Genomic DNA, 26,959 nt, shown 5'->3' with positions numbered 1-26,959 from the left:
CGTGACCGAGACCACCGGCACCCCGCTCGAGCTCGCCATCGGAGGGATGACCTGCGCCTCCTGCGTCGCGCGGGTCGAGAAGCGCCTCGACGCGCTCCCCGGCGTCCACGCGACCGTCAACCTCGCCCTCGAGCGCGCGACGCTGACCCTCCCGCCCGGCACGACTCCGGCCGACGCGATCGCCGCCGTCGAGGCCGCGGGCTACAGCGCGTCGGTCCCCTCCATCGGCGAGGCGGCTCCCACGGAGGAGCAGGAGGAGCAGAGCGACGACGACCGCGAGCGGCGCGCCCTGCGCACCCGGCTCCGCGTCTCCGCCCTGCTCGCCGTGCCGGTGGTCCTGCTCTCGATGATCCCGCCGCTGCAGTTCGCGAACTGGCAGTGGCTGTGCCTCGCCCTCGCCTCACCGGTCGCGGTCTGGGGCGCGCTGCCCTTCCACCGCAACGCCTGGCGGGCGCTGCGGCACGGCTCCACCACCATGGACACCCTGATCAGCCTCGGAGTCAGCGCCTCCTTCGCCTGGTCGGTCTGGGCTCTGTTCCTCGGCGATGCCGGACGGCCCGGCATGAGCATGCCGTTCGAGCTGCTGGGCAGCCGCTCCGGCCACGACGAGATCTACCTCGAGGTCGCCGCCGCCGTCCCCGTCCTCGTGCTGGCCGGCCGCTACCTGGAGGCGCGGTCGAAGCGCGACGCCGGTGCGGCGCTCCGGGCGCTCCTCCGCCTCGGCGCGAAGGACGCCGTGCGCATCGCCGCCGACGGGCAGGAGGAGCGCGTGCCCGCGTCCTCGCTCGCCGTCGGCGACCTCCTCCGCGTGCGCCCCGGCGAGACCGTCGCCGCCGACGGCACCGTGCTCGAGGGCTCGAGCGCGATCGACGCGAGCATGCTCACCGGCGAGAGCGTGCCGGTCGAGGTCGGCCCGGGCTCGACCGTGGCCGGCGGAGTGCTCAACGCGCACGGCCTGCTCACCGTCCGCGTCGACCGCGTCGGCTCCGAGACCACGCTCGCGCGGATGGGCCGTCTCGTCTCGGACGCGCAGGCCGGCAAGGCGCGCGTCCAGCGGCTCGCCGACCGCGTCTCCTCCGTCTTCGTGCCGGTCGTGGTGGTGCTCGCCCTGGCCACCCTCGCCGGCTGGCTGATCGCCGGCGCCGACCTCGCCGCCGCCGTCTCTCCCGCCGTCGCCGTCCTCGTCGTCGCCTGCCCGTGCGCGCTGGGCCTGGCCACCCCGACCGCCGTCCTCGTCGGCACCGGCCGCGGCTCCCAGCTCGGGATCCTCCTCCGCGGGCCGGAGGTGCTCGAGGCCGGGCGCCGGATCGACACGGTCGTGCTCGACAAGACCGGCACGCTCACCACCGGCGCCTTCCAGGTCGTCGAGTCCAGCGACGACGAGAGCCTGCGGATGCTCGCCGCCGTCGAGCGCGGGTCGGAGCATCCGCTCGCCGCAGCGATCGTGGCCGGGGCCGCGCACCTCGACGTCCCCGAGGCGACCGGATTCCGCTCCAGCACCGGGTTCGGCGTGCGCGCCCGGGTCGAGGGCCGCCTGGTCGTCGTCGGCCGGCTGCGCTGGCTGGAGGAGCAGTGGGGCTTCGCGCCGGGCGGTCTCGCCGAGCGCGCCGAGCGAGCGACCGCCGAGGGCGGCACCGTCGTCGGCGTCGGCTGGGAGGGGGCGCTGCGCGGCTTCGCGGTCCTCCGCGACGAGCCGAGGCCGGAGGCGTCCCGCACCGTCCGCGCCCTGCGCGAGCGGGGCCTGCGGGTGATGGTGCTGACCGGCGACAACCCGCGGGCGGCGCAGGCCGTCGCCTCGGCCGTCGGCATCGACGAGGTCGTCGCCGAGGTGCTGCCGGAGGAGAAGCTCGCGGTGATCGAGCGCCTCCGTGCGGAGGGCCGCCACGTCGCCTTCGTCGGCGACGGTGTGAACGACGCCGCCGCGCTGGCCGCCGCGGACGTGGGGATCGCGATGGGCGCCGGATCGGACGCGGCGATCGAGGCGAGCGACATCACCCTCGTCGGCGACGACCTCGGCCGGGTGCCCGACGCCCTGCGCCTCGGGCGCCGCACCCTCGCGGTCATCCGGGGCAACCTCTTCTGGGCCTTCGCCTACAACGTGGCCGCGATCCCGCTCGCGATGGCCGGACTCCTGGGGCCGCTCGTGGCCGGCGCCGCGATGGCGTTCTCGAGCGTCTTCGTCGTGCTGAACAGCCTGCGGCTGCGGTCGTTCCGCTGAGTCCCGGCGGGCCGTCCGGAGTTCCCTCGCGGAGCTCTTGACGGCCCGCCCGCGGATGGCGAGGGTGAGCGCATGAGCCTCTTCATCACCTGCCCGGTCGACGACGTCGAGCGCGCCACCGCCTTCTACACCGCGCTCGGCTGGACCCTGAACACCGAGATGTCCCGCGAGGACGTCTCCTGCTTCGCGATCGGTCCCGACACGTCCGTCATGCTGGCGAGCCGCGCCATGTACGAGAGCGTCGGCGCCACCGAGGAGCTGATCGGCGCCCCCGGCACCCCCTCGAAGGTGACCGTCTCGTTCGACCTCGACAGCCGCGAGGCCGTCGACGAGCTCGTCGAGCGGGCCGCCGCCGCGGGAGGCCGGATCGGCGACACCGACGACTACCCCTTCATGTACCAGCGCCAGTTCGACGACCTCGACGGCTACCACTACTCCCCGTTCTGGATGAAGCCGGGCGGCGACGCGGCGGAGTGACGGGGCGGCGCGGACTCACTCCGCGTGCCGCAGGCGGTGCCGCCGGACCGCGGCCCGATTCGCGCAGCGGACGGAGCAGTACCGCTGCCGGCCGTTCCGCGTCACGTCGACGATGACGTTCCTGCAGTGGTCGCCCGGCGCCCGACCGGCCTCGCACCGCAGGAGGCGGCTCATCCCCCGGGTCGTCAGGTGCAGCGCCGTGCCGACCGCGATGACGGCGTGGAGGACGTGCGCCAGGGACTGGTCCTGGTCGCGGTAGTGCAGGTGCCAGCCCTCGTCGTCGTGGTCGGTCAGGCGCGGATACGCGGCGATCGCGGCCATCTGGCGGTTCAGCGACGTCGCCCGGTCGCTCGGAGTCGGCGCGTCGACCACTTCCAGCCACTCGTCGATCACGTCGCGCGTCCGGGCGTGGTCGTCCGGGCCGGACTCGAAGGCCATCGTCATGCCGTATTCGCGCGTGCGCGCCTCGATGCCCTTGCGGTCGGACGGCCAGTCGTTCGCGAGGGAGGCGGCGAGCAGGACCGCGTACTCGCCGTAAGGGTTGAGCTGCATAAGACCATGACAGCACAGTGGCTCCCATGCGCACCTCCACACCCTCCCCGCACCCCTCCGAGCCGCTCGCCCCCGCCGTCGATCCGCACGAGCACGGCTGGACGACCGAGTCGGCCCACCGGACCAGCGAGGGCGTCGTTGTGTACGTCCGCTGCGACGACTGCGGGACGCGGCGCGTGGACGTGCGGACCGGACGTCAGGATCCCCCTGCCGCTCTCAGCCGCGTCCTGCCCGCCTCCGACGACCGCTCCCGCCGTGGAGCAGAGGGAGGATGAGGGCATGATCGCCGACCTGACCCTCCCCTGCGACGCCGGCCCCGGGGAGAGGAGCCTCCTCCTCCGGCGTGCGGTGCTCGACGACCTCCCCGCGATCGTCCGGCTCCTCTCCGACGACCCGATCAGCGCCGGGCGCGGAGACGTCGCCGCCGAGGAGGACGGGGCCGCCTACGAGGCCGCCTTCCGGAGCATCGCGCAGGACCCGGGAAACGATCTCGTGGTCGCGGTGGACGGCGCCGGAGCCGTGGTCGGGACGCTGCAGCTGACCGTGATCCCCGGGATGGCGCGCCGGGGCAGCTCCCGCCTGCTCATCGAAGCGGTCCGGGTGGCGAGCGCCGAGCGGTCGGCGGGGATCGGCACGGCCCTGATGCGCTGGGTGCTGGACGTCGCTGCGATCGAGCTCCGCACGCCGCTCGTCCAGCTGACCTCGGACGCCGCCCGAACCGACGCCCACCGCTTCTACCTGCGCCTGGGCTTCGTCGACTCGCACGTGGGCTTCAAGCGCCGCGTCGAGCTGCCGGGCTCGTAGCGGCGGTGCGGGCAGCCCGTCCGGACGCCTGATCGGCGTGTCCCTGCAAGCACGACCGGCGCAGGAGGGGACGCCCCGAGCGGAGGCCCGGACGGCACTGCTCGCCTCTCCCCGGCCGACGTGATTGGCTGGCCCGATGAGAACCGAGACCCGTCAGGGCGTCCCCCTCCTGCTCGTCGACGACGACGGAGGCGCGCTCTCGACCCCGGACGACGCGATCGCGCTGATCGGCGAGACCTACGGCGGCGACGTCGAGACGATCGTGGTGCCCGTCGGCCGGCTCGACCCCGAGTTCCTCCGCCTGCGCTCCGGCATCGCCGGCGAGTTCGTGCAGAAGTTCGTCTCGTACGGCAAGCGGCTGGTGATCCTCGGCGACGTCAGCGGACCGGTGGCGGAGTCGAGCGCGCTGCAGGCCTTCGTCGTCGAGTCGAACCGCGGCGACCACCTCTGGTTCGCCGCCGACCTCGAGGCGCTCGACGCCCGCCTCCGCAGCTCCGGCACCGCGACCGAGCCCGGCGCCGACGGCGGAGTGGAGCCGACGCCCGGCCCCGCCCGCTGATGCCCCTGCTCCAGCCCGGCCCCGACGGCTCTCCACCCGAGGTCGACGGTCCGGTCCGCCTCCTCCTGCTCGCCGACACGCACCTCCCGAAGCGGGCGAAGGCCCTCCCGGACGAGGTGTGGCGCGCGGTCGACGAGGCCGACCTGGTCGTGCACGCGGGCGACTGGGTCGACGAGGCGACGCTGGACGCGCTGGAGGAGCGGGCGGCGCTCCTGCTGGCCGTGTGGGGCAACAACGATCCGGAGCCGCTGCGCGCCCGCCTGCCCGAGGTCGCGCGCGCCCGCATCGCCGGCCTCGACGTCCGCGTGGTGCACGAGACCGGAGCGGCGACCGGCCGCGAGACCCGCGCCGACGCCGCCCATCCGGGTGCCGACGTGCTCGTCTTCGGGCACAGCCACATCCCCTGGGACACCGTCTCCCCGGCGGGTCTCCGCCTGCTCAATCCGGGCTCCCCGACGGATCGGAGGCGCCAGCCGGCCTGCACCTTCCTGACCGCCGTCGCCGACGACGGAGGGCTCCGCGACGTGCACCTGACCGCCCTGCCGCTCCGGGCACGAACCATTCCCGGCGGCGGCGCAAGGGGGTCACAGAGCATTTAGGTCGGCCTAAGCTCACCTGGATGAGCAGCTCACACGACCACCCCGACTCCGCGCATCTGCGCCCGGAGGGTCTCGACGACGCCACCGTGGCGGCGCTCGGGAAGCTCTCGGAGGCGCTCGAGACGGTCGAGCACGCCCGCGGTCTGCTCTACGGCTTCCACCGGCTCACCGGCGCGGCCGACCTCGCTCTGGGCGAGGCCGTCGACGCGCTGCGCGAGGCCGGCCACGCCGCGACCGCCGAGCGGATCGAGGCCGAGCTCGTCGGCCGCAACGTCATCGAGGGGCGCTGGACCTTCCAGATCGTCGAGGACTACGACGACACCTACTACGCCGCGTTCCGGGAGCAGGAGCGCGCCGCGCGCGACGAGCTCGCCGGCGGACGCCGCCACCTCTTCGAGTCCGAGATGAAGGAGGACCGCCGCTCCGGCGGCCGCCGCCATCACGAGTCGCGCCCGGAGGCGGGCTCGTGAACGCCGTCATCCGGATGCACGCCTCGTCGCTGCGGGTCAAGGCGGTCACGCCGGGCCGCGGCGGACGCGGCACGCCTCCCGAGGCCGAGGCGACGATGCGGCGCACCACGCTCAGCATCGACGGCCGCCGCTTCCTCCTCGCCGTCTCCCTCGACACCGAGGAGCTCGAGAAGCGCCTGGTCGAGGCCGTGCGCAACCGCGGCGACATGGTGAGCTTCACGGTCGCCGGCGAGCGCGAGGTCTGCGTGCTGGTCTCCCCGGGCGTCGCGGTCATCCTCGAGCACGAGGACGTCCCGGTCGAGGATCCGGACGCCGAGGACGCGCCGATCCTGTACGACGACGTCGAGTACCTGACCTGATCCGTCGGCGGCCGGTCCCGGCCGCCGGTCCGGGCGCGGCTCTCGACTCGGGTCGTCCACCCGCTCAGACCGCTCCGGTGCTCGCCCACAGGTGGAACGCCGCGTGCGCCCGGTGCGGCCGCCACGCCTGCGACGCCGCCTCCGCCTCCGCCGTGCTCACCCGGCCGAGCGCCTTCCGCAGCACCAGGTCGCCGGCGGGGAAGGCGTCCGGATCGCCGAGGAACCGGAGCGCGAGGTAGTCGGCCGTCCACGGCCCGATGCCCGGGATCGCGAGGAGCGCGCGCCGCTGCTCCGGCAGGTCGCCCGCGCGGTCGAGCACGGGTCCGGCGGCGAAGGCCTCGGCGACGGCCCGGACCGTCCGCGCCCGGGCGTTGGTGATCCCGATCGCCGAGCGCAGCGCCTCGAACTCCGGCGCGAGCAGGGCGGCGGGTGCCGGGAACGCCAGCAGACCGCGCTCCCCCGGGGCGCCGAAGGCCGCGGCGGTCCGTCCGCCGAAGGTCCGGGCCGCGGCGACGGACACCTGCTGGCCGAGGACCGCCATCACCGCCGCCTCGAACGCCTCCGGGTACTGCGTCGCGCGCAGCCCCGGCCGGGCCGCGACGGAGCGGGCGAGCAGCGGGTCCCGCGAGAGCTCGGCGCCGATCGCCACCACATCGGAGTCGAGGTCGAACCAGGCACGGACGACCGCGGCCGCCGGCGTCAGCACGTCCGGCTCCGCCTCCACCCGCAGCCCGGTCTCCGTCACCTCGAGCGCGATCGGCCGCGTCGCCCCGTCGAGGGTGAGCAGGCGCTCCAGGCGCCGGCCGTCGGCCGAGACCCGCTCCACTCCGGGGAGGGCGTGGTTGCGGAGGAGGCTCGCGGCGCCGGCGGAGTCGAAGGGCCCGAGGGCCGGCAGGTCGAGGGAGGACGTCTCGTTCAGGGGAGCAGGACCGTCTTGCCGCGCGCGCGGCCCAACTCGACGAGGGCGAGCGCGGCGGCCGCCTCGGTCAGCGGGAAGGAGGGCCCGAGCACGACCTCGAGCTCCCCGCGACCGGCGCGGTCGAGCAGGCCCGGCCGGGCGGCGTCGCGGAGGGCGGTGCCGGGATCGGCTCCCGGTCCGCCGCCGAGCATCAGGATCCCGCCGAGGCGGGCGGCGTGCTCGAAGCCGGCCACAGTGGCGATGCGCGAGCGGTCGGCGACCAGAGCCACCGAGGCGTCCAGCGCCTCGTCGGTGCCCGCCGTGTCCAGCGCGACGTCGACGCCGCCGGGGGCCAGGGCGCGCACGCGCTCCTCCAGCCCGGCGCCGTAGCGGACCGGCTCCGCGCCGAAGCGGCGGACGACCTCCTCGCCGCGCTCGCTCGTGGTGCCCAGCACCCGTGCTCCGCGGGCGACCGCGAGCTGCACCGCGAGCGAGCCGACGGCCCCGCTCGCCCCGTGCACCAGGACGGTGTCCCCGGAGGAGACGCGGGTGGCCTCGACGAGGTGCTCGGCGGTCGTCCCGGCCAGCAGCAGGCCCGCGGCCGCCGCCCAGCCGAGCCCGGCGGGCTTGGGCAGGACCGCGCTCGCGGGCGCGACCAGCTCGGCGGAGTAGCCGCCGGAGACCCGGAACGCCACGACCTCGTCGCCCACCCGGATCGGGCCGAGCGGCCCCTCGGCCCCCTCGCCGACCGCGGTCACGACTCCGGAGATCTCGCTGCCCGGCCGGACCGGCACCCGTCCGCGCCCGAACATCCCGCGCAGGAGCTTCGCGTCGGCCGGGTTCACGCCCGCGGCGCGCACCGCGATCCGCACCCTGCCGGGCGTCGGCTCCCCCGGATCGACCTCGACGGCGCGCAGCGCCTCCGGCCCGTCGAATCCCTCGGCCTGCATCGCGACGACCATGCGTCCGCCTCCCGTCCCCGGGCGCCTGCGCACCCGAGCGCGACGCTAGCAGCAGCGTCCGACCCCCGGACCCCCTGCGGAGAGCGCGGCAGCCGACCGAGAACGCCCGTTCTGGTACCGCCTACCATGGAGGGATGTCCCCGATCCTCGACGAGCGCCCTCCCCGCGAGGCGATCCTCGCGGCCGCCGACCGGCTCTATTACGAGCGCGGCATCCAGTCCGTGGGGATGGACGAGCTCCGCACGGCCGCGGGCGTCTCGCTGAAGCGCCTCTACTCGGAGTTCCCGAGCAAGGAGTCGGTGGTGGTCGCCGTCCTGCACGGCCGGCACGAGCAGTGGACCCTCGGCGTGACCACCCGGGTCGCCGCGGCGGACGGACCTCGCGGCAAGCTGCTCGCGATCTACGACTTCCTCTTCGACTGGTTCTCCGAGGACTCGTTCCGCGGCTGCGGCTTCATCAACGCCTTCGGGGAGCTCGGCTCGTCGAACCCGATGGTCGCCGAGATGGCGCGCGACCACAAGGAGACGTTCCAGCGCTTCCTCGCGACCCTCGCCGAGGAGGCGGGAGGCGGCGCCGAGCTCGCCGCGCAGCTCGCGATCCTCGCCGAGGGCGCCCAGACCACCGCGGCCATCGCCGGAACCCCGGAGCCCGCCCTGCACGCGCGTCGCGCCGCCGAGATCCTCATCGACGCGGAGACGCGCCCCGTCTGAGGCACGCCGCGCGCGGGATCAGGCCTCGCCGCCCCCGGGCGGGCCGACCACCAGCAGCGCCGCGAAGACGACGGCGACCAGAGCCAGGACCAGCGCCCCGGCGAGCACGGGCCGCGCGAGCGCCCAGCGGAGGAGCAGGCTCGTCACGCGCCGGTCGCGCGGGTCGTCCGTCGCGTGCGTCCGCCACGGGCCCTCCAGCAGGCCGCGGCGCTCGAAGCCGCGCTCCAGCGGGACCGTCGCGTAGGGCACGACCGCGCTGACGACCGCGAGCGCCGTCGCACCCGCCGACCACCGCTGGTTCACCGCGAGCACCAGGGCCGCGGCTCCGTAGGCGAGGAACGCGAACCCGTGGATCGGCCCGGCGACGCTCACCGGCCAGTCGCCGGCTCCGGCCGCGTACTTCAGCAGCATCCCGACGATCAGGAGAGTCCAGGTCACCGCCTCGACGATCGACAGCAGGCGGAAGAGGCGGCGCGGGCTCATGGGATCGGCTCCGTTCGGTCCGCGGCGACGCGGCTCGGGGTCGGTCGAGGGTCGCCCGGAGCCTACGGGAGCACGATCGCGAGGAACCTGAGCGGACGAGGACCGCTCGGGGCGCTCAGCCCAGCCAGCCGGTGAGCGAGAGGGCCGTCACCGCGCCGACCAGGCCCGCGGCGACGAGGGCGACCGTGCCCGTGACTCCGCTGCGGGAGGGGGCTGCGGCGGGGCCGCCGGCCAGGCGCGCCCAGAGCCGGCGTGCCACCTCCTCGGCGGAGGGGCGGTCGGCCGGATCGAGAGCGGTCATCGCGGTCAGCAGCTCGCGCCACTCCGCCGGGACCGACTCCGGGACGACGGGCGCGTGGTGGAGGCGCTGGATCGAGATCTCGAGCGTCGTGCCGGTGTAGGCCCTGCGGCCCGAGACGGCCTCGAGCAGGACCAGCCCGAGCGAGTAGACGTCGGACGCCGGTCCGACCGGGCCGGAGCCGAGGCTCTCGGGGCTGAGGTACGCGGCGGTGCCCACCAGCACGTCGGAGCGGGTGAGCCGGGCGTCGTCGACCGAGCGGGCGATCCCGAAGTCGCTGAGCTTGGCCTCGTGCGCGGAGAAGCCGGATGCGGTGGCGCGCGAGCGGACGAGGACGTTCTCGGGCTTCACGTCGCGGTGGAGGACGCCCTGCGCGTGCAGGTGCGCGAGAGCATCGGCCACTTGAGCCCCGACCTCCGCGATGAGCCGCGGATCGCCGGAGCCGAACCAGTCGGCCGCCGGGTCGCTGCGGTCGAAGTACTCGAGGACGAGGAACGCGAGGTCGCCCTCCTCGCCGGGGATCTCGCCCTGGTCGAGGACGTCCACCACGGAGGCGTGACGCGAGTCGATCAGGAAGCGGATCTCGCGCTCGCGACGCGCCCGCTCGTTGGGGGTGTCCGGGACGTCGCGGTGGACCTTGACCGCGACCTGGCGGGCGAGGCGGAGGTCGCGGGCGCGGTAGACGACGGCGCTGCCGCCCTCCCCCACCCGCTCGAGCACGAGGTAGCGACCGGCCAGGGTGGAGCCGACCAGCGGATCCACGACGTCGGCCAGGAGCGGCTGCAGGCGGTCGAGTTCGTCCAGCACGGGCAGCTCCCTTCGCGAATGAGTCACTAGCTCGTCTAACTAGTAGTCCCTTCGTAGTGGTCGCCGCCCTTCCAGGCAAGCACTTCGGGGGAGGTTGGCTTGTCTAGATGTTCTTGCTACGAGACTGTCTAGACTGTTCGGCATGGATGAGGTCACGCTGAAGCGACCCGGGGCCTTCTGGTTCTCGGGTGAGGCGACCGAGCCCGGAGCGGTGGAGGTCCTCGCCGCGATGCGCGCCTTCCGCACGGCGGAGGCCGCGATGCGCCGCCGGACCCGCGGATCCATGGGCATGGGCGAGAACGACCTGCTGGCCGTGCAGTTCCTCATGCGCCGCCAGCAGAAGGGCGTGCACGTCAGCCCGAAGGACCTGGCCTCCTACCTCGGCATCTCCTCCGCCTCCACGACCGTGCTGATCGACCGGCTGGTCAAGAGCGGGCACGTGGTCCGGGAGCCGCACCCGAGCGACCGCCGGGCCATCCGCATCGTCGCCACCCCCACCTCCCACCGCGAGGTGCGCGAGACGCTCGACGAGATGCACCGCCGCATGCTCGAGGCGGCCGAGACGCTCAACCCCTCCGAGGCCGGGACCGTCATCCGCTTCCTGCAGACGATGCGCGACATCGTCGAGCGCCCGGCCGACTCCGAGACGGTCGACGCCGCCCAGGAGCTCGCGGGCGAGCCGATCGGCGAGTACGCCGACGGCGTGCTGGAGCAGCGCCGCGCCTGACCGGCGTCCAATCGGCCGCGACCGCGTGTCCCCGGGAGTTCACTCCGGGGGTCTTCTGCCGCGCCCCGGATCCGTCGGAGAATCGAGTCGTCCGGCGGCGATGGACAGAAAACGCACTCCGCGACGTAAGTAGCTAGCTCAACTAGTAGGAAGTCTTTCTAGCGATATAGAGTGACGGACGTCAGCTATTCGCACGTCAGATCGGAGCACACCATGGGCAACATCCTGTACGGCACTCCCCCCGCCGCCATCGAGGTCGAGGACCGCGCCCTCGCCCACCTCCAGATCGTCATCATCAACAAGTTCCGCCGCGACGAGCGCTTCCTGCTCACCCTCGACGCGAGTCCCCAGGCCGGCACCGGCCGCCGCGGCGTGTGGATGCACCCGACCATCCCGATCCAGTTCGAGTTCAAGGGCAGCCGCCAGCCCACGATCAACCCGGAGTGGGTCGAGGCCCTCATGGAGCGCGCCAACAGCGGCGCCGGCCTCCGCATCGTGCCCGAGCCGACGAGCAACGCCGCCGTCCCGCTGCGCCGCGCCGAGCCCGCCGCCTGACCCTCCGCGCCGGAGCCGCTCCCGATCAGGCTCCGCCGCCGCACACCGACACGACCCGCCTTCCCGCCCGGGAGGCGGGTTCCGTCGTCTCCGGGCCTGAGAACCCCGGGAGCGCGCTCGCAAGTGGTTGACATTCCGCGCCACAGTCAGGGTCGCAGTCCTACACTGCTCCTGCGGCACGGGGTCGTTCCGGCGGGCTCGTCCCTGCTGTCGCACGCATGACCGGCCGCCGGCCGCTCGGGCCCCCCTCTCGAGCGACCGGCGGACGGCTGCGCGGCGCACCCGAAGCGCCGTCCGCGAGGTCCGCCGGAACCAGGAGCGGCCAGATGACTTACGGAACGAACAGCCTCACCACCACCGTCGACGAGGTGCGCCCGGGCGACCTCTTCTGCGCCGTCGTCGCCCACGAGACCGAGCAGTGGCGCGTCGTCGCCGTCCTCGGCATCCGCGTCCTCGCCGAGCGAGTCTCCGGAGGAGACCGCCGCAGCTTCACGCTCCGCTTCGTGCGCCACCAGCTCTCGCCGGACGTGCTCATCGCGAGGGGCGCCGCAGCGACGGCCTCTCCGGACTCCCGCCGTTAGAGCGCCGCCGTCGCCACGGCGGGCCGCGCCAGGCGGGCGAAGAGGCGGTCGAACACGACCCGCCGATCGAACTGCAGGGCGTACTCCCGGGCGGCCGCCGCTCGGCGTGCGCGATCGTCGGCGCTGAGCTCGAGGACGGCGTGGTCGAGGAGCGCGGCGATCGTGTCCGGGCTGTCGACCGGGGTCACGAAGGCGTGCTCGCCGATCGCCTCGCCGATGCCGCCGGTCAGCGTGGTGATGATCGGCCCGCCCCCGGCGAGCATCTTCTCGGCCAGCGCGATGCCGAAGGTCTCGACGAACTCGGGCCGCGGCTTGCTCGGGAGCACGAACGCCGCGCAGCCCGCCATCAGGAAGGGCTTCTCCGCGTCGCCGACGTCGTCGAGGAAGCGGATGCGGTGCGCCAGCGGCGACGCCGCCGCGATCCGGCGCAGCTCCGCCTCCTGCGGACCGCGACCCGCGATGACGAGCTCGTGGCGCTCGTGGACGGCACTGCGCTCGTAACCGGTGATGAGGTCCTCCACGCCCTTCGCCTCGGTCAGGCGCGAGAGGAAGAGGACGTAGCCGTCGGTCCGGAGTCCGCGGGCCCGCACGACCTCCTCGACGACGCCGGGGTCGAGGTCGAGGTACGCGTCCGCGTCGATCGCCGGGTAGGACACGGCGATGCGCTCCCGGCACTGCGGAGCGAAGCGCGTCCCGTGCGCGGCGTCGACGCGCTCCGCCTCCTCGATGATCAGGTCGCGCGTGTACTCCGACACCGCGACGCAGTGGTCCTGCGAGAGGTAGGAGGAGAGGATGTGCGCGGCAGCGCCCAGCCGGCCCTCCTCCACCGCCCGGCGGACCACGTTGGTGACGTCGGAGCCGACGGCCTCGGCGATCGTGGTCACCTCGACGGGCAGTCCGGTGCTCCAGGCGGCGCGGAGGGCGTCGGCCACGACGAGCGTGTGCGGGCTCAGGTAGAGCGAGAGGCAGACGGTCGGGACGCCGTCGGTGAACAGCTCGATCAGGCGTCCGGTCATCCCGGCCAGCCAGCGGCCGTCCGGGACCTTGTAGTCGCCCACGGGTCCCGGCCGCTCCACGACGATGCCGTCGCTGTAGGGCAGCACAGCGTCGAGCGGCTTGAGCGGGAGGCCCGCGGCCTCGAGCCGGTCGATCGGCCAGGTGACGATCCGGACCTCGTCGAATCCGCGCTCCCGGGCGGTCTCGGCGAGATTGCGCGCTTCGACGGAGTGCCCGCAGATCACCGGATCGGCGCGGACGACGATGACGAGCCTGTTCTGCACGGTGTTCGCGTGCGTGCTCTGGTCCATGGGTCTCCTTCAGGGGTCGTCGGTCGGGTGCGGCGGCGGAGGCCGGACGCGCGGGGTCGGTGGTAGCGGGGGTGACAGCGAGCGGGGGTCAGTGCCGGCGCGCCGGCCACGAGGGCGGCCGGTGCTCGGGCAGGGTCCCCCAGTCGGAGGGCTCCGGACCGAGGTGCAGGAGCAGCTCGCCGCCGCGATGGAGGGCGGCCGCGGTCAGGACGCTCGTCAGGAGGGGCGCGCCGTCGAACTCGGCCGACTGCACGTACTGGACCGGCCCACCCGGCTCGGGCTCGACGAAGCCGGTGGTCCGGATCTCGAGGTCGGCCCCTCCGATCGCCACCGACGCGCGCGCGAAGCTCGGCGAGTTGACCAGCACCAGGCCCTGCCCGGCGACGGGGAACAGCCCGAGGCTCGCCCATACGTACCAGGAGCTGAGGCCGCCGGAGTCGTCGTTCCCCGGCAGGCCGCCCCGGCCCGCTCCGAACCGCTGGTGCAGCACGCCGTGCACGATCTCGGCGGCCCGGTCGGGCCGTCCCGCGTAGTGGTAGGCCCACGGCGAGTCCATGTCTGGCTCGTTGTTGAGCCCCTCGAAGCGTCCGAGCTCGGCTCCCGCGAGCATCTCGCTCCGCTCGGGGCGCAGCCCGGGCTGGACGACCGGCTCGGCTCCGTAGCCGAAGAACTCGTCCAGCTGGGCGACGAAGCCCTCGTCCCCTCCGCTGAGGGCGATGCGCCCGGCCATGTCGTGCAGCAGGCGGAAGGAGTAGTTGTGGCGGGTGCCCTCGTAGTACGTCGAGTCCTTGAGCAGGCCGGAGCGGAGGTCGAACGCGTTCACCCACTGCGCGGCGCGCTCCTCGAGCTGCTCGGCGAGCTCGAGATCGCCGACGTGGCGGGCCACGACGGCCGTGCACCAGTAGCCGTGCGCCAGGTCGAGCGTGTGGCTGATCGGGTGAGCCTCCCCCGCGGCGAGGAACTCCTCGCCGTACATCCGCTTGAGGTCCTCGCTCATGTGGACGAGAGCGGCGTCCCAGTCGATGCCGGGCAGCCCCAGTCGGCAGAGGTCGGCGAGGAAGGTGTGCGCGAGGGCACTGCCCTGGCGCGAGAACCGGTCGCTGCCCTTGGCCATCCGGTAGCCGATCGGGAAGTTGCCCTCCTCCTCGCAGATGGTGAGGAGCGCAGCCGCGATCTCGACCGCCCGCTCGGGCAGCAGCATCGTGAGCAGCGGGAGCTGAGTGCGGTAGATGTCCCACATCGTGCTGATGTCGAAGACGAAGGGTCCGTCCGTCGGCCAGAACGGGCTCTCGGAGGGAGCGAGGCACGGCTTGATCAGCGAGTGGTAGAGCGCGGTCGAGAAGACCGTCTCGCGCTCGGCGGACGGGGTGTCGACGGCGATCGTGCGCAGGCGCTTCCGCCACGTCTTGCGGGTGCGATCACGGCGCTGGTCGAACCCGGTGCCCGCAGGAGGGACGTCGCGATGCAGGTTCTCGCGGGCGCGGTCGGTGCCCCGCAGCGAGAAGCCCATCCGGAGCTCGACGGTCTGCCCGGCCGTGCTGGGTCCCGCCCACATCAGCCCGAAGGGGCGCAGCGTGGTGGGACGGATGTGGTCGAAGTCGAGCCGGGTCCCGCCGGGCATCAGCCGGCGGTCGTACCAGAGCATCTGCCGCCACTGCAGGGCGTCGCACTCCAGGTGCACCGCGAGCGGCGCCCCCTCCATCACGACCTCGCCGGCCGCGACGCCGGGCGAGATCGAATGCAGCTGCGCGCGCAACGGCACCGTCGCTCCGCTCGGGATCGCCAGACCCCCGAGGGAGAGGTCGACCACCACGCGGGCGCTGCGGTGCTCGGGGAAGGTGTAGCGGTGCACCACGGAGGCGGGCCCGACGGTGAGCTCGGCCCGCACGCCGGAGGAGAGGGTCGCCGCGTAGTAGCCGGGCTCCGCCACCTCGTCCTCGAGGGCCCAGCTGCGCCCGAGCTCGTCGAGCGGCTCGAGCATCGGCGTGACCCGCAGGTAGTTGTAGTACTTGCGGATCGCGCCGGTGCCCGACTGCTGGAAGTGGGTGAATCCGCTCGCCTCGAGGCCGTCGTGGAGCGTCGGCGGGACCCCCTCGAGCGCGAGGTCGTAGCGGCCGTAGCCCGTCGGATAGGCGCCGGAGTAGGAGCACGCGGACACCATGCCGAGGGGGTGGGTGGCTCCGGGGTGCGTGTTCCCGATCTGCGGCTTCGGCGACCACCACGTCGCTGCGAGCCCCGTCGACTCCGCGAGCGCGGTCGCCTCCGTGCCCAGGAACGGGTCCACCCGCTCGATCATCCGCTCGCCGCCATGCCGTGACGCTAGGCACGGCGGGGAGACGAGGGGTGTCGACGGGGTGTCCGGCGGACGACGGAGCGGCGACGGATGAGGGCCGACGGGCTAGGGGATCAGGCGCTCCGCGCGGTAGCGGTCGAAGAGCGCCGTGAACGAGTCGACCGTCCGGTGGAACGCCGTGAAGCCGGCGAGGCGGGACTTGCCGATGTCGGTGACGACCTCGAGGCTCCGGCCGAGGTCGGCGTCGGTGTGCCACCAGGAGGCGACGCGGGAGAGGTCGGGCTCGATCAGCCCGTGCTCGTCGACGAGGCGCCGCCAGACGGGCTCGGCATCGGCCATCTGCTGCTCGAGCGGCTGCGGCTCCTCCCCCGGGCCGACCGGCTCGACGCCGAAGTGCTCCGCGATCCGTGTCCACATCCAGCGCCAGCGGAAGACGTCGCCGTTGACCACGTTGAAGGCCTGGTCGCGGCCCGCCTCCGACGTCGACGCCCAGAGCATCTGCTCGGCGAGGATCGTCGCGTCGGTCATGTCGGTGAGTCCGTTCCACTGCGTGAGCGAGCCGGGGAACACGAACGGGGTGCCCTCGGCACGGTGGATCGACGCCGCGACCGCGAGGGTCAGCCCCATGTTCATCGCGTTGCCGACCGCGTGCCCGATGACCGTGTGCGAGCGGTGCACCGACCAGGTGAACCCGGCGCGCCCGGCCGCGGCGAAGAGCTCGTCCTCCTGCGCGTAGTAGAAGTTCGGGGCGTCGAGGCGCTCCTCCTCCTCGTGGAACGGGGTGTCGGGCATCGCGCCCTGCCCGTACGCCTCGAACGGGCCCAAGTAGTGCTTGAGGCCGGTCACCAGCGCGACGTGCTCGACGGGAGCGTGCGCGAGCGCGGCGAGGAGGTCGCGGACCATGCCGCCGTTGACCGCGATGTTCTCCTCCTCCGTCGCCTGGCGCGACCAGGCGGTGAAGAAGACGTGCGTGGGGCGCTGGTCGGCGAGCACGCGGGCCAGGTCCTCGGCGGAGCGCAGGTCGGCGGCGAGCGGAGTGACGCCGGGGCGCGCGTCGATCGGGCGGCGCGAGAGGGCGGTCACCGGCCAGCCCTGCTCGGTGAGCAGGTCGACGAGGGCGGAGCCGCCGATGCCGGTCGCGCCGACGACGAGGGCGCTGCGGGGGTCGGACGGGGGGACGGGAGTGGTGGAGGACATCCCCTGGGCCAACAGCCCCGGGGGCGAGGCATTCCCCGATTCGGGCGTCACGGAGGGACACCGGAGGTCACGGAGGGACACCGGGCGTCACGGAGGGACACCGGGCGTCACGGGCGGACCGCGGACCGGGCTCCTCCCCTACCGTCGAGCACGAGCCGCCCGGGGTGGGCGCAGCGGAACAGGAGCCGACGATGACCGTGACCGACGTGCGGGCCGTGCCCGAGGTGGACTACGAGGAGCTGGCGGGGCGGTTCCGGCCGCTGTTCGCCGAGATCGCGGCGGGAGCGGCGGCGCGGGAGAGCGCACGCGAGCTGCCGGTCGCGCAGATCCGAGCGCTGGCGGACGCCGGGTTCGGCGCGGTGCGCGTGCCGCTGGAGTCCGGCGGGGCCGGCGCGAGCCTCCCCCAGCTGTTCCGCCTGCTGACGGAGCTGGCCGCCGCCGACTCCAACCTGCCCCAGGCGCTCCGCGGCCACTTCGCCCTGGTCGAGGACCGGTTGCTCGCGACCGACGGGACCCGCGAGCGTTGGCTCCGGCGCTTCGCCGACGGCGAGCTCGGCGGCAACGCCTGGACCGAGGTCGGCACGGTCGCGATCGGCGACGTGCAGACGAAGGTCGCTCCGGTCGAGGGCGACCCGACGCGGTTCACGGTGACCGGCACGAAGTACTACTCCACCGGCAGCGTCTTCGCCGACTGGATCGACACCTTCGCCCAGCGCACCGACACCGGGCAGAAGGTGATCGCGATCGTCGACGCTCGCCAGGCGGGCGTCGAGCACGCCGACGACTGGGACGGCTTCGGCCAGCGCACCACAGGCTCGGGGACGAGCACCTTCACGGAGGCGGTGGTCGCGGCCGAGGACGTGATCGACTTCGAGACCCGGTTCCGCTACCAGACCGCGTTCTACCAGGCGGTGCTGCTGGCCGTGCTGGCGGGCTCGATCGCGGGGGCCGAGCGCGAGATCGCAGCCGAGGTGCGGGCGCGGACCCGGATCTTCTCGCACGGGAACGCCGAGTCGTTCGCGGCGGATCCGCAGATCCTGCAGGTGGTGGGACAGGTCTCGGCCGCCGCCTATGCGGGAGCGGCGATCGTGGAGCGCGCGGCGGTCGCGCTGCAGCGGGCGCACGACGCGGCCCTCGACGGCGACCCGCTCGAGGACGAGCGGCAGAACGACCTCGCCGAGCTCGAGACGGCGCAGGCCCAGATCGTCCTGACGCAGCTGGCCACCCGGGCGACCTCCGACCTCTTCGACGCGCTGGGCGCCTCCGGGGTGAGCACCCGCAAGAACCTCGACCGGCACTGGCGCAATGCGCGCACGGCCGCGAGCCACAATCCGTGGGTGTTCAAGGCGCGGATCGTCGGCGACCACGCGGTCAACGGCACCGTGCCGCCGCGGGTCTGGGCGATCGGCGCGGGGCCGAAGCGGTAGTCGCCTCGGCGCCGGCCGGGGGCGGTGGACAGCCGGCGAGAGCGGAGGAGAGGATCGAGGGGGCGGCGACGCGGCCGCCGCGGACGAGGGGGCTCGCGATGATCCGGACGACGACCGCGAGGGGCGCCGGTGCGCTGCTCGCCTGCGCGGCGGGGCTGCTCGCGCTGAGCGGCTGCACGGGAAGCGCCGACGAGGAGACGGCCCCGACGACCGCTCCACCGCTGGTCTCGAGCGCTCCGACGCCGAGCAGTGCCGTGCCGACCGCGAGCGCTGGCAGCACGACTCCGCTGCCCACCGCGACCCCGGCCACCGCCCTGCTCCCCTGCGAGGACCTGCTCACCGCCGACGAGGAGGGGTCGCTCGCCGAGGACGGTCTCGCCCTCTCACCCGAGGCGACGGTCTACGACGTCGACTACCCCGTCGTGCAGGAGATCGCCGAGGACGGGGTGCTCTGCCGGTGGAGCGGCCAGGGCGACGTGTCGGTCGTGGTCGGGCAGCTGGCGGTCCCGGACGCGGAGTGGCCGGATCGAAGCGCCGCGCTCCTCGCGGACGGGTTCACCGCCGACGACACCGCGGCTCCGGGCTTCCTCGACGGGCCCGACGGACCGGACGAGAGCTACCCCGGCCGCGGCGTCCTCCACCGCGACGGCGTCCTCTACTACGTGAGCTACTCCGGGATCGTCGGCTCGATCGTGCCGCTCTCCGACTGAGGCGGCGGATCGACGACCCAGGGCGGGCGCCCGTGGTCGGCGCTGCTCCCCGTCGTCAGCTGCTCACCGTGGTGGTCGAACGACAGCGGGGCTCCCGCCTCGGCGCACTCACGGCCGATCAGGTCCATGGCGTTCCAGAAGTACTCGCTCGCTCGTCGATCCCCGGAGATCGCGGAGAGCAGATTGCTCGTGGCGAGACGAGCAGCGTCGGACGCGATCGAGTTCGAGGAGCTCTCGTCGAAGCCCTCGAGGGCTTCGCGAAACGGTGGACGCAAAACGGGATCGAGTTCCGGCGCGTAGTCGTTCCACGTGCGCTCGAGCGGGACGCAGGGAGCGGCCTGCTGATCGCCTCCCGGCTCGGTGCAGCCCACGAGGAGCAGCACGGATACGAGTACCGCCGATGAGGCGGTCGTGCGGTCCACCATCGTTCATCGCTCGATGTACATCGTCCCCGTCGTGACCCAGACCGCGCAGGCCTTCTTGCGATGTTCCGGGGCACTGGTCTCGACGATGTGATCGCAGGTCGAGACGCCGGTGTACCACTTCACGCACCCCCCTTGAAACTCGTACTCGCAGTTCTTGTTCGGCTGAATCGGAGCGGCCGAGGCCACCTGCGCCCCGAGAACCGACGTCAGCGCCAGCGCGACGACGGCGAGACCGGACCCGAACCACAGAGAACTCTTCATGACGTCTCCTCATTCGCCGGCAGATCCGCCGGGTCCTGGGACCGTATCCATCGCGGAGAGGGTGTCGGACGGTCGGCGCGAACTCGACACATCGAGGCGCGGGCCGGGCCCTCGAGAAGGGGTAGCGTCGACAGGTGCGATTCCCGTGGCGTTCCCGAGACAGCGAGCGACTGCCGCGGGACGTGCTCGTGCTGGGGGTCGTCGCCTTCTTCGTGATGCTGGGGTTCGGCGTCGTCGTGCCGGTGCTGCCGACCTACGTGCGCAGCTTCGGCGTCGACTACACGGCGGTCGGCGCGGTCGTCTCGGCGTTCGCGCTGATGCGGCTGGTCGCGAATCCGTTCGTGGGGCCGCTCGTCGACCGGTTCGGCGAGCGGGTCGTGCTCGCCGTCGGCATCGGCATCGTCGCGCTCTCCTCGGCGCTGGTCGGCTTCGCCTCCGACTACCCGCACCTCCTCCTGCTGCGCGGAGTCGGCGGCATCGGCTCCGCGATGTTCTCCGTCGCGGCGATGACGCTCCTCCTGCGCACCGCGAGCCCGGAACGGCGCGGCCGCTCGATCGGCTTCTACCAGGGCGGTTTCCTGCTCGGCGGCATGGCGGGCCCCGCGGTGGGCGGCGTGCTCACGGCGATCTCGCTCACCGCCCCCTTCTTCTTCTACGCCGGCACGCTCGCGATCGCGGGGCTCGTCGGGCTGATCCTGCTGCAGCGGCCGGAGCGCGACGCGGCACCGTCCGCCGCGGCGAGGACGAAGCCCCTGCGCGAGGTCGCCCGCGACCGCCGGTACCAGAGCGCGGTGCTGGCGAACTTCGCCCTCGGCTGGTCGGCGATGGGAGTCCGCGCGACGCTCGTCCCCGTGCTCGTCGTCGAGGGGCTCGGCGGGCAGCCCGCCTGGACCGGCATCGCCTTCGCGATCGCCGCGGTGGTGCAGACGATCGCGCTCGCGCCCGCCGGCCGCTTCGTCGACACGGTCGGCCGGCGCCCGGCGCTGATCGGCGGCTTCTCCGTCGCGGCGGTGGCGATGCTGGCGATGCCGTTCGTCTCGGAGCCGTGGCTGCTCGTCGTGCTGCTCTGCGTCTACGGAGCGGCGGCCGCCTTCATGGGCACGGCCCCGGGTGCGCTGGTCGGTGACGCCGCGGGCGAGCGCGGCGGCAAGCCGGTCTCGGTGTTCCAGGCCGCGTCCGACCTGGGCGGCGTGATCGGGCCGCTGCTCGCGGGCGCCCTCGCCGATGCCGCGTCGCCGACCGCGGCCTTCGCCTCCGCCTTCGTGCTGCTGGCGGCGAGCGGGCTACTCGGCCTGCGGATCCCGCGCTCGCGGATCGCCTAGCTGTTCCGCCCGCGGGCGTCGACGGGCCAGACGGCGCCGCCGCCGCCGTCGCGGAGGAGGACGCGGTACTCGTCGGCCAGGTTCACCGCGACGCAGACGTGGTTCGGCGCGATCCGCACGCGCGTCCCCACCGGGAGGTCGACTCCGGTGATCGTCGCATGGTGCTCCGAGAGCACCGGGATGCGCGCCTCCGGGTGCTCCGGGAGGCGGCCGAAGCCGCTCGAGGCCGCGCCACGATCGGAGGAGAGCACCTTGCTGCCCGCGTCGGCGATCAGGTGGTCGCCGCGGCGGGACACGATCGTGGCGAGGACGGTGACGGCGATGTCCTCGGGCGTCATCGTGCCGATCTCCCACTGCTGGGCGTCGCCGAGGGCCGAGACCCCGGGGCGCAGCTCCGTGAGCACCGAGGAGTCGGCGAACGCGGCCGAGGGGGTCGAGCCTCCGCTGACCACGCGGGCCTCGACTCCGGACGCCGCGAGCGACGCGACCGACTCGGCGAGCGCGCGCGCCTCGTCGCGGGCGGCCGCCGCTCCGTTGCCGGCCGCGTAGCTGTGGCCGGGGAAGGTGAAGACGCCGGCGACGTCGAGCCCGGCCGAGACGGCGGCCGCGGCGATCGCGCCGGCCTCGGCGGGGAGCACGCCGCTGCGGTGGTGGCCGGAATCGATCTCGACGACGACCTCGAGCCTCTCGCGCTCGGGCAGGGCCGCGGCCAGGCGCTCGGCCGACTCCGCCGAGTCGACGCCGACCCGCACGCGGGCGCTCACGAGGACGTGGCGGAGCCGCCCGGCGCGCTCGGCGTCGAGCCAGAGCGGGTAGGCGATGAAGAGGTCGCGGATCCCTCCCGCGGCGAAGACCTCGGCCTCCGAGACGGTCGCGACGGTGAGCCCGACGGCCCCTGCGGCGAGCTGGCGCCGGGCGATCTCGAGCGACTTGTGCGTCTTCGCGTGGGGGCGGAGCGCCAGGCCCCGCTCGCGGGAAGCCGCGGCGACGGCGGCGATGTCGCGGTCGAGCACCGCCTCGTCGAGCACCAGCGCCGGAGTGGCGAGAGCGTCGAGCACGGCGGAGCGGGCGGAGGAGTCGGCGGCGGCGGCGGTATCGACGGTCACGCGCCGAGCCTAGGCCGCACCACCGGCCCGCGTCCCGCCGTGAGGGTGGCCTCGGGCCGGCCCGCCGCCCGGTCGTCGAGCCCCGCGGAAGGCCCCGCGGAGGGATCCCGTCGAGCACGACACCTCGTCGACCTCGGAGGCTGCCGCGGCGCTCCGCTCCATCGCCGTCTTCCGGATCGCCCACCTCTCCGCCGGGACGCTCTCGACGACGCTCCTGGGCTTCGGCGTGGTCGGGCTGAGCACTCTCGTCCACTGACCGTTCATCCTCCGCGGGATGCGGGGAGGACCCCGGCGCTGCCAGGCTGAGCGGATGACTCCGCAGTCCTCCCGCCTCCGGCCCTTCGGCCCGTCCGGCGCCACCGTCACCCGGCTGACCCTCGGCACCTCCTGGCGCCCCGAGCGCGTCGCCGACCTCGACCGGGTGCCGGCCCTCGAGCGCGTCCTCGACTCCGACGCCGCCACCCGCGCCGTCTCCGTCGTCGACACGTCCAACGAGTACGCCGGCGGCCACAGCGAGCGCCTGATCGGCGAGGCCCTGCAGGCCCGCGGCGGCGTCCCCGAGGGGATCACCGTGGTCACCAAGCTCGACCGCGACCCGAGCACCGGCAGCTACTCGGCCGAGCGGATGCGCCGCAGCCTCGACGAGAGCCGCGAGCGCCTCGGTATGGACGTCCTCCCCCTGCTCTACCTGCACGACCCGGAGCGCATCTCGTACGACGAGGCCTTCGCCGAGGACGGCCCGGTCCGCGCGCTCGTCGCGATGAAGGAGGCGGGCGTCGCCCTCTCGATCGGGATCTCGGGCGGACCCGCGCCGATGCTGCGCCACTACGTCGACACCGGCCTGTTCGACGCCGTGATCACCCACAACCGCTTCACGCTCGTCGACCGCTCCTCCGAGGAGCTGATCGACGCGTCCGTCGACCGCGGCGTGATCGTGGTCAACGCGGCGGTCTACGGCGGAGGCGCCCTCGCGCGCTGGCCTGAGCCGGTCGCCTCCTACGCCTACCGGCCGGCGCCGCGCGAGATCGTCGACGCCGTCGCGGCGATGGGAGCGGCCTGCGAGCGGGCGGGCGTGCCGCTCGCCGCCGCCGCGCTGCAGTTCTCGACGCGCGACCCCCGCGTGACGACGACGGTCGTCGGCGCCACCTCCGCCGAGCACTACGACTCCTTCGTGGCCGACGACGCGCTCGAGATCCCCGACGCGCTGTTCGAGGAGCTGGAGTCGCTCGCTCCGCCGAGCACCGTCTGGCAGGACGCGCCCGGGGCGACCTGGCCGCGCTGATCCGGGCATAGCCGGGCTCTCCTCCCGGTTGGAGCACGTGACCCCCTCCGCGAGATGCCGCCGGCGTGCGCCCTCACCGGCGTATCGCCTACCGAAGCGGCGTTCCGCGGAGAAGCACGACAGGAGAGACATGACCGACACCGCCTTGTTCCAGCCGCTGACGCTCCGCTCGAGGACCGCGCGCAACCGCCTCTGGGCGGCACCGATGTGCCAGTACTCGGTGGAGGCGCAGGACGGCGTGCCCACCTCGTGGCACCTCGTGCACCTCGGCGGGCTCGCGCGCGGCGGGTCGGGCGTCGTCATCGCGGAGGCCACCGCCGTCGTCCCCGAGGGGCGGATCAGCCCCTGGGACACGGGGCTGTGGAACGACGAGCAGCGCGACGCCTGGGCTCCGATCGTCGATTTCGTGCACGGACAGGGCGCGCTCGCGGGCGTGCAGCTCGCCCACGCGGGCCGGAAGGCGTCGACCTACCGCGAGTGGAGCGGACGCGGATCCGTGCCGCTGGAGGACGGCGGCTGGCCGACCGTCGCTCCCTCGGCCGTCGCGTTCGAGGGCTACGCGGAGCCGCGCGAGCTGGCCGCGGAGGAGCTGCCCGGCCTCGTCGAGGCGTTCCGCGCCTCCGCCCGCCGCGCCGCGGACGCCGGCTTCGACGTGATCGAGCTGCACGCCGCGCACGGGTACCTGCTCCACCAGTTCCTGTCGCCGCTCTCGAACACCCGCGAGGACTCCTACGGCGGCTCGCTCGAGAACCGGGCGCGCCTGCTGCTCGAGGTCGTCCGCGCGGTCCGCGCCGAGATCGGGGAGCTCGTTCTGCTCGTCCGCTTCTCCGCGACCGACTGGGCCGAGGGCGGCTGGACACTGGAGGAGACGATCACCGTCTCGGAGTGGGCGCGCGCCGAGGGCGTGGACCTCTTCGACGTGTCGACCGGCGGACTCGTGCACGCCAGCATCCCGGTGGCGCCCCTCTACCAGGTGCCGTTCGCGCGCGACCTGCGGAAGGCGACCGGTGCGCTGGTCGGCGCCGTGGGACTCATCACCACGGCGGAGCAGGCGGAGGGCGTGGTCGCGAACGGCGATGCCGACGTCGTGCTGCTCGCCCGCGAGCTGCTGCGCGACCCGAACGCTCCGGTGCGGATGGCGCACGAGCTCGGCGCGGACCTGCCGGTGCCCCCGCAGTACACCCGCGCCTGGCGCTGAGCCTTCAACCGCGAGATGCCACCTGTGCGCACGCCTCGCGGCGTGTCGTGTGCACAAGTGGCATCTCGCGGAGGAGAGCGGTCGGGCTCCCCGGAGGAGAGCGTCAGCTCTCGGAGGGCTCCTCGGGAGCGTCCTCCTCGGGGTTGAAGTGCGAGTCTCCGGAGACCCCCACCGCCAGCCCGTCCTCGGAGTGCGGGATGGTCTCGTCGTCGCCGAGACCGTTCGCCTTCTTCTCGCCCTCGGACGAGGTGGCTGCGTCGGTCACGGCTCAGGCCTCGACGTCGCCGCGCCAGGCACCGTCGGGGGTGCCCTGCTTCTCGATGTACTCCTTGAAGTTGTTCAGGTCCTTCTTCACGGCGTGGCTGCCGGCGCCCACGAGCGAGCCGAGCGTCTCGAGGAAGCCCTTGGGCTCCCAGTCGAGCTGCACGGTGACGCGGGTCTCGGTGTCGGAGAGCTTGTGGAAGGTGACGACGCCGGCGTGGTCGGTCTCGCCGCCGGTGCTGTTCCACGCGACGCGCTCGTCGGGGTGCTGCTCGGTGATGTTCGCCTCGAACTCGCGCTCGACGGGGCCGACCTTCACCTTCCAGACGGTGAGTGTGTCGGTGACCTGCTGGATCGACTCGACCTCGTCGAGGAAGCGCGGGAACTCCTCGAACTGGGTCCACTGGTTGTAGGCGACGGACACGGGGACGTTGACGTCGACGGTCTCGATGATCTGCGGCACGGTGGTGCTCCTTGCTGTCTCACTCGGTGTGCGGCGTTCCGCTGCTGCGGTCGTCACGCTCGACGTTAGGCGGGAGCCGCCTGGGAGCGCACCGGGTTGCGGACTGACCCGAACGTGGTAAGCGGAGGCGGTGCTGCGGTGCGCGCGCCGGGACGGCTCCGTCGGGTGCCGAGACGCCGCCGTGCGCGCCGGGACGTCCCCGGGAGGGCGGCGTCCGGACGGCACGGCGGCGTCTCGGGAGCGGCAGGCCGGAGCAGGCCGCGGTCAGCGGTCCTGCGGGTCGCCGCCGAGCTGGCCGATGGCGGGGAGGGGGCCGCCGTCGTCGGCGCCGGTGCGGCGCCAGCGGGCGATGGCGTTGCCCAGGTGGTAGATCACGAGGGCGGCGCCGGCGCCGAGGACGATGCCGCCGAGCTCGAAGCCGCCGGAGGAGAACGAGAAGCCGGCGATCGCGATCACGAGGGAGACCGCGGCGGTGTACTGGTTGACCGGGCGCGAGAAGTCGACGCGGTTGTCGATCCAGATCTTGATGCCGATCACGCCGATCAGGCCGTAGAGCGCGGTGGTCGCGCCGCCCAGCACTCCGGCCGGGATCGAGTTGAAGACGGCGCCGACCTTGGGCGAGAGGCTGAGCAGGATCGCAGTGACGCCGGCGACCCAGTAGGCGGCCGTCGAGTACACGCGGGTGGCCGCCATCACTCCGATGTTCTCGCCGTAGGTCGTGGTGCCGGAGCCGCCGAAGGCGCCGGAGAGGGTGGTCGCCACACCGTCCGCGATCAGGGCCCGGCCGGTGCTGGCGTTGGCGGAGGCGTCGGTCATCGTCGCGACGCCGCGGACGTGTCCGACGTTCTCGGCGATGAGGACGAGCACGACCGGCAGGAACATCGCGATGCCCGACCACGTGGATCCGGAGGCGAAGTCGGGGAAGGTGAACGGCGGCAGCCCGAACCAGTCGGCCGCACCGACCGCGGAGTAGTCGATCTCGTTCCGCAGCAGGGCGACGACGTAGCCGATGACCACGCCGAGGAAGATCGAGACGCGGCCGAGGAAGCCGCGGAGGAACACGCTCGACAGGATGATCGCGGCGAGCGTGATCGTCCCGGTGATCGGTGCCTGCTTGAAGCTGAGGTACGCGGTCGGAGCCAGGTTGAACCCGATCAGGGCCACGATCGCGCCGGCGACGACCGGCGGCATCAGCCTGTCGATCCAGCCGAGGCCGACGACCTGCACGAGGACGCCGACGGCGGCCAGGAGGAGGCCCACGGCGACGACTCCGGCGAGCGCCGACCCCGTCCCTCCGACGGCGGTCGCGGCCGTGACGGGCGCGATGAACGCGAAGCTCGAGCCGAGGTAGCTGGGGAGCCGGTTGCGCGTGATCAAGAGGAACAGCAGCGTCCCGACTCCGGAGAAGAGCAGGGTCGTGGCGACCGGGAACCCGGTGAGCACGGGCACGAGGAACGTCGCTCCGAACATGGCGACGACGTGCTGGATGCCGATGGCGATCGTCGCCGGCCAGGCGAGCCGCTCGCCGGGGGCGACGACGGCGCCGGGCTCGACGGTGTGGCCGTCTCCGTGCAGGGTCCAGATGGGCATGGGGCTCCTCGGCGGGGAAGGGAGGCGGGGGTCGACGTTCACAGTAGCGAGGGGTCTG

At 73.6% G+C, this 26,959-nt stretch carries 31 protein-coding genes; 17 read left to right on the top strand and 14 right to left on the bottom strand.

From position 1 onward, the window contains the following. Position 1: 1 nt before the first annotated feature. Both C5D36_RS11350 and C5D36_RS11345 read left to right on the top strand, forming a co-directional pair. The gene (locus C5D36_RS11350) at positions 2-2,218 is read left to right on the top strand and encodes a cation-translocating P-type ATPase (RefSeq protein WP_258062927.1); all 2,217 of its coding nucleotides are present in this window, start codon (positions 2-4) and stop codon (positions 2,216-2,218) included. 72 nt (positions 2,219-2,290) lie between these two features. Beyond that, entirely contained in the window at positions 2,291-2,695 is a 405-nt protein-coding gene (locus C5D36_RS11345) for a VOC family protein (protein WP_104257136.1), read from the top strand. Between the two features lie 15 nt (positions 2,696-2,710). Here C5D36_RS11345 and C5D36_RS11340 read toward each other — a convergent pair whose 3' ends face one another. Beyond that, entirely contained in the window at positions 2,711-3,247 is a 537-nt protein-coding gene (locus tag C5D36_RS11340; protein ID WP_104295866.1) for a CGNR zinc finger domain-containing protein, read from the bottom strand. A gap of 26 nt (positions 3,248-3,273) precedes the next feature. Between C5D36_RS11340 and C5D36_RS11335 the strand changes: the two genes are divergently transcribed. The 6 genes from C5D36_RS11335 (at position 3,274) to C5D36_RS11310 (ending at position 6,038) form a co-directional block, all read left to right on the top strand. Then, a complete protein-coding gene (locus C5D36_RS11335; RefSeq protein WP_104295875.1) occupies positions 3,274-3,522 on the top strand; it encodes a hypothetical protein in 249 nt (82 codons plus the stop codon). 4 nt (positions 3,523-3,526) lie between these two features. Continuing rightward, complete coding sequence (locus C5D36_RS11330) at positions 3,527-4,051, top strand: GNAT family N-acetyltransferase (protein ID WP_104261049.1); 525 nt, start codon at positions 3,527-3,529, stop codon at positions 4,049-4,051. Positions 4,052-4,187: 136 nt separating this feature from the next. Continuing rightward, positions 4,188-4,610, top strand: coding sequence for a DUF4180 domain-containing protein (locus C5D36_RS11325; protein ID WP_104247004.1), 423 nt, complete (start codon positions 4,188-4,190; stop codon positions 4,608-4,610). Further along, positions 4,610-5,209, top strand: coding sequence for a metallophosphoesterase (locus tag C5D36_RS11320; protein WP_104225945.1), 600 nt, complete (start codon positions 4,610-4,612; stop codon positions 5,207-5,209). The genes C5D36_RS11325 and C5D36_RS11320 overlap by 1 nt, the downstream gene beginning before the upstream one ends. A gap of 20 nt (positions 5,210-5,229) precedes the next feature. Continuing rightward, the gene (locus C5D36_RS11315; protein WP_104224173.1) at positions 5,230-5,679 is read left to right on the top strand and encodes a hypothetical protein; all 450 of its coding nucleotides are present in this window, start codon (positions 5,230-5,232) and stop codon (positions 5,677-5,679) included. Beyond that, on the top strand, positions 5,676-6,038 hold the full coding sequence (locus C5D36_RS11310; RefSeq protein ID WP_104295865.1) for a hypothetical protein: 363 nt from the start codon (positions 5,676-5,678) through the stop codon (positions 6,036-6,038). Before C5D36_RS11315 ends, C5D36_RS11310 begins: the two co-directional genes overlap by 4 nt. A 64-nt stretch (positions 6,039-6,102) precedes the next feature. Here C5D36_RS11310 and C5D36_RS11305 read toward each other — a convergent pair whose 3' ends face one another. Together C5D36_RS11305 and C5D36_RS11300 are read right to left on the bottom strand one after the other, a co-directional pair. Further along, complete coding sequence (locus tag C5D36_RS11305) at positions 6,103-6,933, bottom strand: DNA-3-methyladenine glycosylase (RefSeq protein ID WP_258062929.1); 831 nt, start codon at positions 6,931-6,933, stop codon at positions 6,103-6,105. Between the two features lie 20 nt (positions 6,934-6,953). Further along, the gene (locus C5D36_RS11300) at positions 6,954-7,898 is read right to left on the bottom strand and encodes an NADP-dependent oxidoreductase (RefSeq protein ID WP_258062926.1); all 945 of its coding nucleotides are present in this window, start codon (positions 7,896-7,898) and stop codon (positions 6,954-6,956) included. 134 nt (positions 7,899-8,032) lie between these two features. Between C5D36_RS11300 and C5D36_RS11295 the strand changes: the two genes are divergently transcribed. Then, entirely contained in the window at positions 8,033-8,608 is a 576-nt protein-coding gene (locus C5D36_RS11295; RefSeq protein WP_104295864.1) for a TetR/AcrR family transcriptional regulator, read from the top strand. Between the two features lie 18 nt (positions 8,609-8,626). On the opposite strand, the gene C5D36_RS11290 is transcribed toward C5D36_RS11295, so the two are convergent. After that, positions 8,627-9,091, bottom strand: coding sequence for a DUF3817 domain-containing protein (locus tag C5D36_RS11290; RefSeq protein ID WP_104295863.1), 465 nt, complete (start codon positions 9,089-9,091; stop codon positions 8,627-8,629). 115 nt (positions 9,092-9,206) lie between these two features. Then, positions 9,207-10,196 (bottom strand): serine/threonine-protein kinase, encoded by a 990-nt coding sequence (locus C5D36_RS11285; protein WP_181068300.1) that lies wholly within the window; start codon positions 10,194-10,196, stop codon positions 9,207-9,209. A 142-nt stretch (positions 10,197-10,338) separates the two neighbouring features. Between C5D36_RS11285 and C5D36_RS11280 the strand changes: the two genes are divergently transcribed. The 3 genes from C5D36_RS11280 to C5D36_RS11270 all read left to right on the top strand — a co-directional run bounded on the left by C5D36_RS11280 (position 10,339) and on the right by C5D36_RS11270 (position 12,059). Further along, a complete protein-coding gene (locus C5D36_RS11280; RefSeq protein ID WP_104224167.1) occupies positions 10,339-10,923 on the top strand; it encodes a MarR family winged helix-turn-helix transcriptional regulator in 585 nt (194 codons plus the stop codon). A 213-nt stretch (positions 10,924-11,136) separates the two neighbouring features. Beyond that, positions 11,137-11,478, top strand: coding sequence for an ATP-dependent DNA ligase (locus tag C5D36_RS11275; protein ID WP_104224199.1), 342 nt, complete (start codon positions 11,137-11,139; stop codon positions 11,476-11,478). Between the two features lie 326 nt (positions 11,479-11,804). Continuing rightward, complete coding sequence (locus C5D36_RS11270; protein WP_104295862.1) at positions 11,805-12,059, top strand: hypothetical protein; 255 nt, start codon at positions 11,805-11,807, stop codon at positions 12,057-12,059. Here the strand turns inward: C5D36_RS11270 and C5D36_RS11265 are convergent. The 3 genes from C5D36_RS11265 to C5D36_RS11255 form a co-directional block, all read right to left on the bottom strand. Continuing rightward, the gene (locus C5D36_RS11265; RefSeq protein ID WP_104249746.1) at positions 12,056-13,366 is read right to left on the bottom strand and encodes a glycosyltransferase; all 1,311 of its coding nucleotides are present in this window, start codon (positions 13,364-13,366) and stop codon (positions 12,056-12,058) included. The two genes, C5D36_RS11270 and C5D36_RS11265, sit on opposite strands and share 4 nt — an antisense overlap. 88 nt (positions 13,367-13,454) lie before the next feature. After that, complete coding sequence (locus C5D36_RS11260; RefSeq protein ID WP_258062925.1) at positions 13,455-15,650, bottom strand: glycoside hydrolase domain-containing protein; 2,196 nt, start codon at positions 15,648-15,650, stop codon at positions 13,455-13,457. Positions 15,651-15,764: 114 nt separating this feature from the next. Continuing rightward, entirely contained in the window at positions 15,765-16,856 is a 1,092-nt protein-coding gene (locus C5D36_RS11255) for an SDR family oxidoreductase (protein WP_104295860.1), read from the bottom strand. Between the two features lie 191 nt (positions 16,857-17,047). Here C5D36_RS11255 and C5D36_RS11250 point away from each other — a divergent pair, with 191 nt between their 5' ends. After that, positions 17,048-18,283 (top strand): acyl-CoA dehydrogenase family protein, encoded by a 1,236-nt coding sequence (locus C5D36_RS11250; RefSeq protein ID WP_104266703.1) that lies wholly within the window; start codon positions 17,048-17,050, stop codon positions 18,281-18,283. Positions 18,284-18,381: 98 nt separating this feature from the next. Then, positions 18,382-18,993, top strand: a complete 612-nt coding sequence (locus tag C5D36_RS11245) for a hypothetical protein (protein WP_104295859.1) — start codon at positions 18,382-18,384, stop codon at positions 18,991-18,993. On the opposite strand, the gene C5D36_RS11240 is transcribed toward C5D36_RS11245, so the two are convergent. After that, a complete protein-coding gene (locus C5D36_RS11240) occupies positions 18,951-19,418 on the bottom strand; it encodes a hypothetical protein (protein ID WP_104295858.1) in 468 nt (155 codons plus the stop codon). The genes C5D36_RS11245 and C5D36_RS11240 overlap by 43 nt on opposite strands. A 3-nt stretch (positions 19,419-19,421) precedes the next feature. Next, the gene (locus C5D36_RS11235; protein WP_104295857.1) at positions 19,422-19,679 is read right to left on the bottom strand and encodes a hypothetical protein; all 258 of its coding nucleotides are present in this window, start codon (positions 19,677-19,679) and stop codon (positions 19,422-19,424) included. A gap of 134 nt (positions 19,680-19,813) precedes the next feature. Between C5D36_RS11235 and C5D36_RS11230 the strand changes: the two genes are divergently transcribed. Then, the gene (locus tag C5D36_RS11230) at positions 19,814-21,001 is read left to right on the top strand and encodes an MFS transporter (RefSeq protein ID WP_258062924.1); all 1,188 of its coding nucleotides are present in this window, start codon (positions 19,814-19,816) and stop codon (positions 20,999-21,001) included. Here the strand turns inward: C5D36_RS11230 and C5D36_RS11225 are convergent. Beyond that, positions 20,998-22,107 carry an alanine racemase gene (locus C5D36_RS11225; RefSeq protein ID WP_258062923.1) on the bottom strand — a complete coding sequence of 370 codons (1,110 nt, stop codon included), beginning with the start codon at positions 22,105-22,107 and terminating at the stop codon, positions 20,998-21,000. The genes C5D36_RS11230 and C5D36_RS11225 overlap by 4 nt on opposite strands. Before the next feature lie 310 nt (positions 22,108-22,417). Here C5D36_RS11225 and C5D36_RS11220 point away from each other — a divergent pair, with 310 nt between their 5' ends. Both C5D36_RS11220 and C5D36_RS11215 read left to right on the top strand, forming a co-directional pair. Further along, positions 22,418-23,389 carry an aldo/keto reductase gene (locus tag C5D36_RS11220; protein ID WP_181072875.1) on the top strand — a complete coding sequence of 324 codons (972 nt, stop codon included), beginning with the start codon at positions 22,418-22,420 and terminating at the stop codon, positions 23,387-23,389. A 130-nt stretch (positions 23,390-23,519) separates the two neighbouring features. Continuing rightward, positions 23,520-24,587 (top strand): NADH:flavin oxidoreductase/NADH oxidase, encoded by a 1,068-nt coding sequence (locus tag C5D36_RS11215; protein WP_104254884.1) that lies wholly within the window; start codon positions 23,520-23,522, stop codon positions 24,585-24,587. Positions 24,588-24,690: 103 nt separating this feature from the next. Here C5D36_RS11215 and C5D36_RS16890 read toward each other — a convergent pair whose 3' ends face one another. The 3 genes from C5D36_RS16890 to C5D36_RS11205 form a co-directional block, all read right to left on the bottom strand. Then, positions 24,691-24,852: a hypothetical protein gene (locus tag C5D36_RS16890; RefSeq protein ID WP_167299017.1), complete on the bottom strand. Its 162-nt coding sequence runs from the start codon at positions 24,850-24,852 to the stop codon at positions 24,691-24,693. A 3-nt stretch (positions 24,853-24,855) separates the two neighbouring features. Next, positions 24,856-25,311, bottom strand: coding sequence for an SRPBCC family protein (locus tag C5D36_RS11210; protein WP_104224157.1), 456 nt, complete (start codon positions 25,309-25,311; stop codon positions 24,856-24,858). 264 nt (positions 25,312-25,575) lie between these two features. Then, on the bottom strand, positions 25,576-26,901 hold the full coding sequence (locus tag C5D36_RS11205; protein ID WP_104295855.1) for a uracil-xanthine permease family protein: 1,326 nt from the start codon (positions 26,899-26,901) through the stop codon (positions 25,576-25,578). Positions 26,902-26,959: the final 58 nt, after the last annotated feature.

This window comes from Rathayibacter sp. AY1C6 (assembly GCF_002931535.1).
GTDB lineage: Bacteria > Actinomycetota > Actinomycetes > Actinomycetales > Microbacteriaceae > Rathayibacter.
Note: the sequence above shows the minus strand (reverse complement) of the source record. Positions and strands in the feature narration are given on the sequence as shown.